Origin of the sequence: Kordiimonas lacus, from assembly GCF_001550055.1 — a bacterium.
Classification (GTDB): Bacteria; Pseudomonadota; Alphaproteobacteria; order Sphingomonadales; family Kordiimonadaceae; genus Kordiimonas; species Kordiimonas lacus.
Genome location: NZ_LRUA01000007.1, coordinates 228097 through 241560 on the forward strand (window position 1 = coordinate 228097; position 13464 = coordinate 241560).

10 protein-coding genes are annotated in these 13464 nt (G+C 58.4%); 1 reads left to right on the forward strand and 9 read right to left on the reverse strand.

Annotation, left to right across the window (positions count from 1 at the left end):
* The first annotated feature begins 120 nt into the window (after nt 1-120).
* Nucleotides 121-1680 (forward strand): sulfatase-like hydrolase/transferase, encoded by a 1560-nt coding sequence (locus tag KORLAC_RS14120; protein WP_160328640.1) that lies wholly within the window; start codon nt 121-123, stop codon nt 1678-1680.
* A 46-nt stretch (nt 1681-1726) separates the two neighbouring features.
* Here KORLAC_RS14120 and KORLAC_RS14125 read toward each other — a convergent pair whose 3' ends face one another.
* The 9 genes from KORLAC_RS14125 to KORLAC_RS14165 all read right to left on the reverse strand — a co-directional run bounded on the left by KORLAC_RS14125 (nt 1727) and on the right by KORLAC_RS14165 (nt 13459).
* On the reverse strand, nt 1727-2356 hold the full coding sequence (locus KORLAC_RS14125) for a TetR/AcrR family transcriptional regulator (protein ID WP_068307521.1): 630 nt from the start codon (nt 2354-2356) through the stop codon (nt 1727-1729).
* Nucleotides 2357-2485: 129 nt separating this feature from the next.
* Nucleotides 2486-5629, reverse strand: a complete 3144-nt coding sequence (locus KORLAC_RS14130) for a TonB-dependent receptor (protein ID WP_074519422.1) — start codon at nt 5627-5629, stop codon at nt 2486-2488.
* A 418-nt stretch (nt 5630-6047) separates the two neighbouring features.
* The gene (locus tag KORLAC_RS14135) at nt 6048-6836 is read right to left on the reverse strand and encodes a S1/P1 nuclease (RefSeq protein WP_068307523.1); all 789 of its coding nucleotides are present in this window, start codon (nt 6834-6836) and stop codon (nt 6048-6050) included.
* Between the two features lie 26 nt (nt 6837-6862).
* Complete coding sequence (locus KORLAC_RS14140; RefSeq protein WP_068307524.1) at nt 6863-8080, reverse strand: phosphopentomutase; 1218 nt, start codon at nt 8078-8080, stop codon at nt 6863-6865.
* 4 nt (nt 8081-8084) lie between these two features.
* The gene (gene deoA, locus KORLAC_RS14145; protein WP_068307526.1) at nt 8085-9422 is read right to left on the reverse strand and encodes a thymidine phosphorylase; all 1338 of its coding nucleotides are present in this window, start codon (nt 9420-9422) and stop codon (nt 8085-8087) included.
* A 6-nt stretch (nt 9423-9428) separates the two neighbouring features.
* The gene (locus tag KORLAC_RS14150; protein ID WP_068307528.1) at nt 9429-9848 is read right to left on the reverse strand and encodes a cytidine deaminase; all 420 of its coding nucleotides are present in this window, start codon (nt 9846-9848) and stop codon (nt 9429-9431) included.
* A 1-nt stretch (nt 9849) separates the two neighbouring features.
* Nucleotides 9850-10821, reverse strand: a complete 972-nt coding sequence (locus KORLAC_RS14155; RefSeq protein ID WP_068307530.1) for an ABC transporter permease — start codon at nt 10819-10821, stop codon at nt 9850-9852.
* Nucleotides 10821-11930 carry an ABC transporter permease gene (locus KORLAC_RS14160; protein ID WP_139167633.1) on the reverse strand — a complete coding sequence of 370 codons (1110 nt, stop codon included), beginning with the start codon at nt 11928-11930 and terminating at the stop codon, nt 10821-10823. Before KORLAC_RS14160 ends, KORLAC_RS14155 begins: the two co-directional genes overlap by 1 nt.
* Nucleotides 11927-13459, reverse strand: a complete 1533-nt coding sequence (locus KORLAC_RS14165; RefSeq protein ID WP_068307534.1) for an ABC transporter ATP-binding protein — start codon at nt 13457-13459, stop codon at nt 11927-11929. Before KORLAC_RS14165 ends, KORLAC_RS14160 begins: the two co-directional genes overlap by 4 nt.
* Between the last annotated feature and the right edge of the window lie 5 nt (nt 13460-13464).

A 13464-nucleotide genomic window follows, 5' to 3' on the forward strand; every position in this document is an offset into this window, starting at 1 on the left:
GAGATATTTGCATATATCAGTCGTTGGGTGGGGAACGAGTTGAAACAAGTACAGGCTTCGGCAAATCGCTTTGAAGCATTTACGATTCTATTTTTGCTGGCAGTAGCGCTGTGGCCATCAATGACGCCTAAGTTTGCGGTGTTGGTACCGCTGCTGCATGGCCTTTTTCTATTTTGCGCCTTCGTGCTGGTCCGGCATGGACTGGCGATGGTCCGTCCCGTTGCGGCGCACATCTTCTTCGCGCTTTGTGTCTCGATACTGGCGATTGAAATCGCCATTCACCACTATACCAGCCTGCACCTGAACCGTTTTGTCCTGTCACTTGCGTTCCAGCCCCAGGCGCAGGACCAGATCGGGCTGTCGAGCACGCTTCTGTATCTGCTCGCGCTGATTGCCGGACTGGCGTATCTTGCGGCCCGCTTTATCCGCTGGCGGTTCCACCTGCCCCTACGCAGGCTGATAATAGCGACTGTTCTCAGCCTTGTGGCTGCACAGGCGCTGTATGGTTTCCTCTTGTATCAGCGGGATACTGGGCTTTTGAACAGCCAGCGTGACCTGGTCTTTTTCACCGGCCTGCACCACTATCATGCCGAAAGGCTGTTCACCCCTTTATTCGGGTCGCGGCCATCCAACCCATACGCACAATCCTATAACGGCACCGCCAGCCCGCGCACCGGTGGTGACACATGGACGGTCACACGAAAGCGCAACCTGCTTCTGGTTGTTGCCGACAGCACCCGTTCCGGGGACATCAAGGATGACCCGTCGCTGGCCCCCAACCTTCTGGGGCTGGGCAAGCGTGGCTTCCTGTCGCTTAACCACAGTAGCGTAGCCAACTGCACCCATTTTGGCATGCATACGCTGTTGTCTGGCGAACTGGCCACCACCTTCGGTCCGGCCCGCCACAGCAAACGGGCACACGGCCTGTTCGCAGCCCTTGCAGAGGCGGGCCATATGGTTAGCACCACTGAGGCACAGTCGCTGGACTGGTACGACCTGGCAACCACCTACCTGCCCGGCGCGGTGCGGGACCTCGCTCCCGCAGGCAGCAGCAGTGCCAAGGATGACTATGTGGCGGTCCAGACGGTACGCAGGCTGAAACAAATAGGCAATGAGCCCTGGGCCCACCTGGCCTACTTCAACGGCCCCCATTTCCCTTATGACGACCAGGAAAATGCCAACGTCAACACATACAGGGACGCCATTCAGGCAACGGACCGCCGGATCGGCCAGATGCTGCGCGAACTGGCGGCATCAGGCCTTCTGACGAACACGCTTGTAATCATCACATCAGACCACGGCGAAGACATTCTCGATAATGGAACCCTGGGCCATGGCAACACCCTCAATGACGCCCAAACCAAGGTGCCGCTGGTTATTCTGGGGGCCTCAGTGCCCACCGACTGGATCAGGAGCCACCGGGACATCCTGCCATTGGTTCGGGCTGAAATGGGCGCTGGCCCCCTGCGCGCCTTGCCGCGCGCGACCGAAGTACAAACAGGCTGTGACTATGAATTCCCGCAGAGCTTTGCCATCACAGAGACCGATGGTCGTGTGGACTTTCGCCTTCAGGACGGTCTATTGGCCCTTGCACCGTCACCAAACGGCACAACCCCAACAGAAGCACAGGTCAGGCGCGCCAGCTTCAAATTGATCCAACTGCTCAACCAAAAAGAATAAGGCGACCAAAGGGCCGCCTTTCTGATGCTTTCTGGAGATGGGACGGTTATAGACCGACGCTTGTCAGGATCAGGGCAATCACTGTTTCCTTGGCTTCCTCGAACTGTTCATCGTCCAGCGGCTTGCCGTCGTTCATCACATTGATCTGCGCTTCAAAGTCAGCGTAATTCTGCGTTGTCGCCCAGATCATATAGAAAAGATACCGGGCCTTGACCGGCGACAGCTTGCCTTCTGACATCCAGCGTTCGAGCACCGCTTCCCGGCTTTCAAGCCACGGCTTCACTGTACCTGTCAGATATTCCTGCAGGAAAGGCGCGCCAGAGGCCATTTCAATCGCCCACAGACGTGAACCGTGCGGCCGGTTGCGGGCCAGGTCCATCTTGGAGGATACGTAGGTACGGATAGCCTCTGCGGGGTCTTCCGTCTCATCGAATGTATCGGCCGCATGCAGCCAGATCGAACAGACGCCTTCGATCACCCGCTTGTAGAGGTCTTCCTTGGCACCAAAATAATAATAGACGTTAGGCTTGGGCACGCCCGCACGTTCCGCGATCAGCCCAACGCTCGCGCCCTTGAAGCCCTTCTCCGCAAACACCGTCTCTGCAGCTGCCAGAATTTTGGCAACATTCTCGCGGCGGATACCGGATTTGTGGCCGCTTTCTTCTTTTTTCGTCATCTCAACAGGGTCCCTCCCGACGCACTCGTTTAAACCACAGCGATGAAAAAAGGTCTATGGATAAAAAGGTTTAAAAAACAAACGCCCGGGGAGAGGCCCCCCGGGCGTAAAACTGGGGGCAAATGGCCCTTAGAACTTGTACTTCACACCGAACTGAACGGTCCAGACGCTGTCCACATCGCGGAAGGTCAGGAACGGTGCAGCTTCAACGTTGGTGTATGTGAACTGGCCGCTTGCAGCGTCAACGTTCGCATCAACCATTGCCTGCTGGGCAAAGTTGGACTCGTATACTTCACCCCAACCGCTGTTCACGAAGTTCAGCACGTTCTGCATGTCGAGCCACAGTTCGATCTTGCCGTACTTGCCGACAGGAACTTCCTGGGAAACACGCAGGTCAAGGTCGTTGGTCCATGGCGCACGCTCACCCTGAAGATCAACAGACTGGCCACGCTTCAGACCGAAGTTCTGAACGAGTGCGTTGAAGTCTGCCTGAACATCAGCGTCAGCGAAGACAACCTTCGCGCTGTCAGCACCGGCCGAACCAGCGATTGCTGCTTCGCCTTCCAGAGGAACGTAAAGCAGGTGGCCGTCGCCGCTATCGATGGAACGGTCACCACCAAACTGCATGAATTCATCCAGTGTGATGCTGTACGGACGACCCGAGCGACCAGTGTAGAACAGGCTTACGGTTGTGAAGTTGTCTTCCCAGAAGTCTTTACGCATGGTTGCGCCAAGCTTGATCTGGTGAGGACGTTCAAATACCGACGTACCAACAGCACGGTTGTTCCGGTCAAGGTGCGCCGCGAAGTTGAAGTTGGACTGAGCCGTGGAGCTCGTGCCCTCGTTCGCGATGAACGCGTCAGTGTAAGTATAGGAGCCAAATACGCTGAAACCGTTATCCCAGGACTTATCGAAGGAGAAGGCATACACGTTCGAACCACCACCGGTGTTGTTGGTCAGCATCAGGTCGAACCCACCTGGCTGGTCGTAGATTGGCGAACCGTCAATGGCAGTACCAATTACGGAACGACGCAGTTCTTTCCAGTCTACAGGGTTCTTGTTGCGGGACCAGATGGCCTCAGCCGTGAAGTGCCAGTCTTCGCCCAGAGAACCGAGGTCAAAGTAGCGCTCAACCGCCAGGTTCATCTTCCAGATCGATGGGACCTTGTAGTCAGGATCAATAACGGACGTATTGCCGTTGCCTGGCTCAAGAGCGTCCTGGATGACCTGTGGAATGGAACGGAAGTCCAGACCATTGATGATGGCAGGATCGGTCGTGAACTCAGAGTCGATCGTAACACCGTCCAGCGAGTAGGAGTTGGAAACCCAAACAAGTGGGTCACCACCACCGAACTTGCCTACGCCACCGCGAACAAGCGTCTTGTCGTCGATGTCATACGTGAAGCTCAGGCGAGGCTGGATAATGGACTTGTGGTTCAGCGAGGTCGAGTTGGAGAAACCGTGACGTGCGATGAAGTTCGGGTTCTCGTTCGGTGCTTTCTGCTGGGAGTAGATGTCTGCACGCAGGCCATAGGTCAGCGTCAGCTTGTCATTTACGTCCCAACGGTCCTGCAGATACAGCGTGTGCGTCGTCAGGTTGAATTCTGCCGCACCGTCATCCGGGTTGTTAGTGATTGCGTTCTGGTAGATCAGGAAGTCAGGCGTGCCGGCCTCGAACTCGTCGATCGAACCAAAGCGCCACTCACCGCGCGTTTCCTGAATAAACAGGTTGAACACGTCAACGCTGTCCAGCTCGTAACCGAAGGTCATGGTATGGTCACCGGCGAGGAGTTCAGCTTTGAACTTAGCCTGCCAAGTGGTGTTATTGAGGGCGTTCGAATGACGGCTGTCATCGATACCCAGGTACACACGGCCACCGCCATCGGTGTTGATCTGGATCTCACCGATGCCTTGATCAAGTGCAAGGCCAACCTGGCCGGTTTCGTTCTTCTTGCGGCTGACCTTGACTTCGGTCGTGAAGTTATCGGACCAGTCGGAGAACAGCTGGAAGTTATAGGCTTCAAGCTTCTCGGAGCGGTTATACCAGTGAGACTTGTAGGAGAAGCGGTTGCCGCCGTGGTCGGTCTGGCTCAGGCTATTGCCGTCAGTCTTCTGGTAGGAAGCGAATGCACGGTGACGATCATTGATGTTCCAGTCGAGCTTGAGGAAGATCTTCTCGTCGGTTTCCGGAATACCGCCAGTATCGCTGAACTGGTTGTCGATGCCGTAAACGCTGCTGGCGATCTGGTCGATACGCTCAACGTCAGCCTGGGTTACACCCTGAACTTCAGAGGCAAAGCCAGAACCTTCAGCACCGATCGTGTTCGGCGTGGAGCCTTCGAATTTCTCGTAAGCTGCGAAGAAGAACAGCTTGTCCTTGATGATCGGGCCGCCAAGGGTCGCACCGTAGAACTTGTTGGAGAAATCACCCAGATCCACATCAAAGTCTTCACCGTCAAGGGTTACAGACTTGTCGCCAGCCGTGCTGTCGTTGCGGTACTGGTAGAAGGCAGTGCCGTGGAACTCGTTGGTACCGGATTTGGTCACAACGTTGATCTGGCCACCGGTGAATTTACCGAATTCTACGCTGAACGGTGCTGGTGAAACACCAACCTGCTCAACGGTATCGAGGGAGATCGGCGAACGCTGGGTTGGGTAACCGTTGCCGTTCAGGCCGAAGTCATCATCCTGGCGCACACCGTCAACAGTCAGGCTGTTGAAACGGTTGTTGCCGCCGCCGATGGAGATCGCTGCACCGGAACCGGTACCAACATCAACAAACGGGTTCTGGCGGATAGTGTCTTTGATGTCGCGGCCAATGGATGGCAGCTCGGAAATGCGGCCAGAACCATAAGACGACGCGCCACCGGCACGGATCGCCTGGATGCGGGCAGCTGTTACTTCGATTTCCTCGAAGCTGGAACCAGCTGCTGCAACATAAAGCGTCAGCGGCAGTGGCTCGCTCACGTTCAGCACCAGACCTTCATACTGAACAGTCTCGTTGCCGTCGACTACGGTTGTCACGGTGTACGGGCCGCCTGGACGCAGGCCGCGTGCAACGAACGCACCGGAGTTGTTTGAAGTGAAAGTGCTGCGCGAACCGGATGGTACGTGCACGACAACAACCTGCACACCCACCTGGGCGTTACCGGATGCATCAACCACCGAACCACGGATCGACGATGTAATTTCCTGTGCAATTACAGGTACACTTGCTGCCATCGCGGCAAGTGCAACGCTGCTGCAGAGAGCAGCTCTCATTTGGCGTTTCATTCCCTAAGCTCCATTAGGCATCCGCACTCCCTGCCGAGAGGCCCCTTTGAGGCGAATGCTTGAACAACTATTTCGCTGTTTAAAAGTTCCCACACATAACTGCGCGCCAGTAAACCGAATCCTGACCAAAAGGTCAAGACCAGTCCCAAAGGCGCGCAAACCGTGCGTCACGGGACCTTCTATATGTCGTTCATTTCAGTTTTTTGACGAAAGTGTCAAGATTCGCCGAAACCTTAATTAGTCATTAACTTTTTTATCTGACAGACCGTGGTCCAAAAGGCACAGGTATGACGAAAAACCGCCATTTAAGGCATTCGCATTAAATGCAGCGCCAAACGCCAAACGAAAAAAAGGAGGCATTTCTGCCTCCTTTCCTATCGGTCCATCTATCCGATTCGTTTAGTCATTTCCGCGACCTTTATTCGGCAGCGAACACCTTGTTCAGATAGCCCGCAAGGCGGATGCCACCCTTCGAAAGCTGCGATTTCACCAGCGGAGTATATTTGTAAACATAGTCGTAGCTCAGGATACCGCTGCCGACATCATAGATGTCGCCCCTGAGGGCGATCAGCTCGCGCACCCAGTCCAGCGGTTCACTGTCCTGCCACTCAGTGATGTCATCAGGCTTGATCTTGGGCTCCAGGAAACGCACCCATTCTGTGAACGACAGAAGCTTGTAATTGATCAGGTCCTCATCCCACACCTTGTGCAGGTTGCTCATTTCCTCAAACCACACCACATCGATGCGGTTCCCACCCCAGTCTTCGGCGCGGCCCGCATGCAGCGGCTGGTGCAGGTCCCCTACGATATGAATAATGAAGCACAGGGCCTTGCGGCGCTCCTCTAGGGAGGCCGTCTTGTCCTTGACTGTAGCCGTGAAGGCCGCGAGCGCCGTGATGGCATCCCCCGCCGGGTTCTTCATGCTCTCTTCGTATGTCTGGCCGTCAGGCAGGTTGATATAGTGGTAAGGTGATGCGGTACGGCGCCAGAACTCATCCGGGTTCGAGCGCATCTCATCCGGCCAGTTGGCGGCTTCAGCCATAAACTCGTCACCCAGCAGTTCCTTGACCGCAGCGGCGGCTTCCGGGCTCAGGTGCCTGGATGCCAGCTCGGCCACTACACGGTGACCGGTCGGGCCATAAGCGTGGGCTGCCGACCCTGCCGCCATCATAACAAGCGCAACAAGCGCCCCCAAAATTCGTACCATGATACTCCCCCTTGAGATCATTGTTGTCAGATCGCGCTGGTGCCCTCGTCAAGGGGCGCGATATCCAAATGCGTGGCCACAGTCTGGCCGATGTCTGCGAAACTTTTACGAACGCCGGCGCTGCCGGGTTTGAGGTTCGGGCCATAGGCCACAAAAGGCACATGCTCGCGCGTGTGATCGCTGCCCGGCCAGGTCGGATCACAGCCATGGTCGGCAGTCAGGATCACAATATCGTCCGCCCGCATACCGGACAGGAACTCTGGCAAGCGAGTATCGAAATATTCCAGCGCATCGGCATATCCCGCCACATTGCGGCGGTGTCCGAAACTCTGGTCGAAATCGACAAAATTCACGAAGGTGAGCGAGCCCTCCGGCGCGTTTTCAAGCTTCTCAAGCGTTGTGTTGAACAGCGCTTCAAGACCATTGGCCTTGACCTTCTGCGTCAGGCCCTTGTGGGCGAAAATGTCGGCAATCTTGCCAACTGAGATCACTTCGCGTCCGGCTTCCTCAAGCTTTTCAAGAAGCGTTGGCTTGGGTGGCGGCGTGGCCAGGTCCTTCCGGTTTCCCGTGCGCTCGAACTTGCCGTCCTTGCCCACAAACGGGCGGGCGATCACCCGGCCGATATTATAGTCATCCACCAGCTCGCGGGCCACCGCGCACACTTCATAGAGGCGCTCCAGCCCGAAGGTTTCCTCATGCGCCGCAATCTGGAACACGCTGTCCGCCGAGGTGTAAACAATCGGCTTGCCGGTCGCCAAATGCTCATCGCCCAGTTCATCCAGTATCACCGTGCCCGAGGCCGCCTTGTTGCCCAGCACGCCGGGCAAACCACAGCGCTCGACCAGCTTGGCAATCAGCTCATCCGGGAAGCTCGGGAATTCCTGCTGGAAATACCCCCAGTCGAACTTGACCGGCACGCCCGCCATTTCCCAGTGGCCCGAAGGTGTGTCCTTGCCGAAGCTTTCTTCGGCGCAGGCGGCGTACATGCCGGTAATCTCACCCGCATATTCCATGCCTTTGGGTTCGCGGCCAGTGGCCAGTTCGGCAGCCTTGCCGAGGCCCAGCTTGGTCATGGTTGGCAAGTTGATCGGCCCCGCGGTCGGGCGGTCTTCCGCCACGTTCCCGGCCGCGCACCAGTCCGCGATATGGCCGAGCGTGTCGGCGTCAGCCTCGCCCCAACGGTCAGCGTCTGGTGCCGCACCAATTCCAAAACTGTCCAGAACCAAAATGAAGGCTCGAGCCATGGTCTTACCCTCCGATAATCTTCGCTACAATCGGCGACACGTCAGGGGACGTATCGCTCAGTGATACGGACGCCCGCACCGCCTGGATCGCGGCGTCAGCCGCGTCTTCCGTCTTAGCATACACCATTGCAGCCGGTTGGTCTGCCTCCAGCCGGTCACCCAGCTGACAAATCCCCGTGAGGCCCACGCTGTGGTCCACGTCATGCGCGGGGTTGGTGCGCCCACCCCCAAGCGCCACAACAGCCATGCCGATGGCACGGGTGTCCATACCGGAAATATAGCCGGCTTCACCGAGCGTCACAGGCTTCACAACGGGTGCGAGCGGCATATGCTTGGTAGCACGCTCATACAGGTCCTTTGGCCCGCCCTGGGCAACCACCATCTGGGCGAAAATATCTGCTGCCTGGCCACTATTGAGGGCTTCTTCGGCCTTCTTGCGTGCGGTCTTCAGGTCTGGTTGGGCTTTCGACAGCGCCAGCATATGGGCCGCCAGCGCCAGCGTAATTTCCTTGAGGCGTGCATCTGCCTGCCCGGGATTCGTAAGAAACTCGATTGTCTCAAAAATCTCGACGGCGTTACCTGCTGTGGTACCCAGCACCTGGTTCATGTCGGTCAGAAGCGCAGTTGTCGGCGTGCCCGCTGCCGTGGCCACGCGCACAATGCTGCCGGCCAGTTCTTCGGCCTTTTCCATCGAGTCCATAAAGGCACCGTTGCCGCACTTGACGTCCATCACCAGTGCGCCCAGGCCCGCCGAGAGTTTCTTTGACAGGATGGAGGCCGTGATCAACGGCACGCTTTCCACCGTCGCGGTCACGTCGCGGATGCCGTAGAAGCGCTTGTCAGCTGGCGCCAGGTTGCCGGTCTGGCCAATGATCGAGCAGCCGACATCGCGCACGATGCCCGCGAACATCTCATTGTCAGGGTAAGGGTCATAGCCCGGGATGCTCTCAAGCTTATCGAGCGTACCGCCGGTGTGCCCAAGCCCCCGGCCCGAGATCATCGGCACAAAGCCGCCACAGGCCGCCACAATCGGCGCCAGCATCAGGCTGACCTTGTCGCCCACGCCGCCGGTGGAATGCTTGTCCACAATCGGCGCATCGGCATCAAAGCCGAAACCCTGCCAGTCCATCACATCGCCGCTGTCGCGCATCGCCAGCGTCAGCGCCGCGCCCTCTTCCGGGCTCATGCCGTTAAAGAAGATGGCCATGGCCAGTGCGGAAACCTGCGCGTCGGTCACGCTGCCGTCGGTGATGCCGGCGACGAACTTTTCAATGTCCGTGCTTGCAATGGTGCCGCCATCGCGCTTGATGCGGATGACTTCCTGGGGAATGAATACGCTCATGACTATTTACCCTTTGGCCTCGTCAATATTTTCGGGTCCGAACGCGTGGGGCAATAGCTCGGCGCTTGTGGTCTCAAGAAGGATGTTGCCGTCCTTGTCGCAAATCGTGATGGGCTTGCCGGCTGGTCCGGCGAATTCTCGTATCTTCTGGCGGCAGCCGCCGCAGGGCGTGCAGGTAGCCTCGCCTGGGCCAACGACCACCACATGGGCAATCTCGCGCTCACCCGCCAGCACCATGGCTGAAATGGCACCTGCCTCGGCGCAGGTCCCCAAGGGGTAGGCTGCGTTCTCGACATTGGCGCCGGCAAACACGCTGCCATCTGTGGTCAGCACCGCCGCGCCAACGGGGTGGTTGGAATATGGCGCATAGGCCGCATCGCGTGCCTTGATCGCTGCGTCAATCAGCGCTTTCATGTCTGTCGCCATTCTAGTGATCCTTCTCATAAGGGGTGCCGCTGGCCTTGGGTGCATCCATGCGGCCCGCAAAGCCCGCCAGGATCACCACCGTCAGCACGTAAGGCAGCATCATGGTAAACTGCACCGGAATTTCGCCGATAAGCGGCAAGGCAACACCCTGCAGGCGGCCTTGCAGCGCATCGACAAAACCGAACAGCAGGCACGCCAGCAGCGTTGGCACCGGCTTCCAGCGGCCGAATATCATCGCCGCCAGCGCCAAATAGCCCTTGCCCGCCGACATGTCGCGAATGAAGCCGCCACCAAGCCCGGTCGACAGCACGCTGCCTGACAGGCCGCACAGCACGCCCGCAATCACCATCGCCTGATACCTCAGCAGTGTGACAGAAATACCGGCGGTATCCACCGCTTCCGGGTTTTCGCCCACTGCCCGCAGGCGAAGGCCAAAGCGGGTTTTATAAAGCATCCAGGCCACCAAAGGGATCAGCGCTGCCGCAAGGTATGTGATCAGGTTATGGCCGGAGATCAGCTCTGAATAGAGCGCGCCAATCACCGGCACGTCCGCAAGCGCATCAGCAAACGGCAGCGTGATGGTGCTGAAGCGGGCTTCGTCGCCCAACAGCGGAGTCTGTCCGCCCTTCTGGAACCAGAAGTTCGCCAGTGTGGGCGCAAGCCCCGCCACCGCGATATTGATGGCCATGCCGGAAACAATCTGGTTGCCGCGCTGCGCGATCGACACCCAGCCGTGAAGAAGCGCCAGGAAGACAGACGCGCCAACGCCCGCCAGCATGCCCATCCAGGGCGAACCTGTCACGGCGGCGGCAGCAGCAGCCGCGAAGGCCGCCGCCAGCATCTTGCCTTCAAGGCCGATATCCACAATGCCCGAGCGTTCTGCCACCAGCCCCGCAAGGGCAGCGAGCACCAGCGGTGTCGCGGTCCTGAGCGTGCTGTCCATGAGCAGGATCATGTCAGTGAAGAATTCCATCAGGCGGCCCTCCTTTCACTGAAGTGTCGGAAGACGCGTTCAACCGGATCACGGAACAGATGCTCCATTGCGCCCGCGAACAGGATCACCAGACCCTGGATCAGGACAATATAATCCCGCTGAATGTTGGGCATTTCGAACGCCAGTTCAGCCCCGCCCTGATAGAGGGCACCAAACAGCATGGCGGCCAGCACGATGCCCACTGGGTGATTGCGGCCCATGAAGGCCACCGCAATACCCACGAAACCGTAGCCGAGCGTGAAATTGCCAAGAAGCCTGAGTTGTTCGCCCAGCAGTTCATTCAGGCCCATCATGCCCGCAAGGCCACCAGAGATCATCATGGCGATTACAGTCATACGGGTGACGGAAATACCGGCATAGCGCGCGGCATTCTGGTTCTGGCCCACAACCCTGAGTTCATAGCCAAAGCGCGTGCGCCACAGCATGAACCACACCCCAACCGCACACAGGACGGCGATAAGTGCAGACAGGTTCAGCGGCCCGCTTTCATAGGTGAACCCCATCATGGCGAACAGGTCCTGCAGATGCATCAGCGACACGCCGTCAGGGAAATCCGCGCTTTCCGGCATCTGGCCACCGGGACGCTGCAGTGGCCCCACAAGAAGGTAGGCGAGCAGTGCTGACGCGATAAAGTTGAACATGATGGTGGTGATCACCACATGGCTGCCGCGCTTGGCCTGCAGGTAGGCCGGGATGAAGGCCCAGGCACCACCGAAGGCGGCGGCACCAACAATCGCCAGCAAAACAGCCAGCACAGGCGACACGTCGCCCACCAGGAACACCGCCAGCGTCAGGCCAAGCCCGCCCAGCATGGCCTGCCCTTCGCCGCCGATATTGAAAAGCCCGGCGTGATAGGCAACTGAGACCGCAAGCCCCGTAAACACAAAGTTGGTGGCATAATAGAAGGTGTAACCAACCCCTTCCTGGAACCCGAAAGCACCATCAACCATCAGGCTGAGGGCCTCAAGCGGGTCTTCGCCCAGGCCCCAGATCACAAGGCCGGACACCAGGAAGGCCGCCAACAGGTTCAGCGTCGGCAACAGGATGGCATCTGCCCAGAACGGCAGCTTCTTTTGCGCAGCCATCAGCTTGCCTCCCGCTTGTCGCCGGCCATCATCAGGCCCAGTTTGGTCTCTGTCGCGTCCTCGACATTCATGGTGCCGACGATTTCCCCTTCGCACATCACGGCGATGCGGTCAGAGATCGACAGCAGTTCATCAAGGTCTGCCGATACAACCAGGATTGCCTTGCCGGCGTTCCTGAGTTCGGTGATCTGGTCATGAATTTTGGTGACAGCGCCAATGTCCACACCGCGTGTGGGCTGGCCGATCACCATCAATTGCGGATCGCGGGCGATCTCGCGCGCGATCACCAGTTTCTGCTGGTTACCGCCGGAGAAGGACGCAATCGGCAGGTCAGGATTTCGGGGCCTTACATCCTGCGTTTCGAAATAGGCTGCCGCCTTCTGGGCAATCGCCTTCAGCTTCAGGATGCCGCCGGAGGAAAATTCCTTTTCACGCTGGTAGCCAAGGATGGCGTTATCGCGCGCCGACATGCTTTCCACCACGCCGGTCTTGAGCCGGTCCTCGGCCACGTGCGCCATGCCCATGCGGCGAAGGGCGATGGGGTTGGTCACCAGCCGGTCATTGGCAATAATCTCGCCGCCCATATGGATCACACCCTCGCGCACGGCCCTAAGGCCGGTGATGATCTCCAGCAGTTCTGTCTGGCCATTGCCGGCCACGCCCGCGATGCCAAGCACTTCGCCGTCAAAGACTTCAAGGTTGATATCCTTGAGCTCCAGCCCGTGGTCACCGTCAGCATGCACGTCAGTCAGCCGCAGACGCGCGATTTCCGTCTCATGCTGCTTGCGGGCAGTTTTACGCACCACCTTCGCACCCACCATCAGTTCCGCGAGCTCCTCGGGGTTGGTGTCCGCTGTTTTGCACTCCGCCACCGTCTTGCCGGCACGGATCACGGTAACATCGTCGGTGACGGCCATAATCTCGTGCAGCTTGTGGGTCACGAACAGGATGGTCTTGCCCTGGTCCTTCAGCTGGCGCACCAGCGCGAACAATTGCTCACACTCCTGCGGCGTCAGCACCGCTGTGGGCTCGTCCAATATCAGGATTTCCGCACCGCGGTAGAGCGCCTTCAGGATTTCCGCCCGCTGGCGCACACCGACAGAAAGCTTCTCAACCGGGGTATCCAGCGGCAGGTTGAAGCCGAACTGGTCTTCCAGCATCAACAGTTTCGCCCGCGCGGCCTCCTTGGCGGCATCCAGATTGGCGCTGCCTTCAGCCCCCAGGATGATGTTCTCAAGAACCGTGAAAGGCTCCACCAGCATGAAGTGCTGGTGCACCATGCCAATCCCTGCCGCCATGGCGTCGGACGGATCAGTGAAATGCTGGGTCTGGCCGCATACAAGAATGTCGCCGCTGTCGGCGCGGTACAGGCCGAACAGCATCTTCAGCAGCGTGGATTTGCCGGCACCGTTTTCGCCCACGATGCCATGCACCGTGCCGCCCGGCACCTTCAGCGCAATCTGATCGTTGGCTTTGACATCGCCAAAACTTTTCGACAGCCCCCTGGCCTCGATCGCAAATGCGTTGGTCATATGCC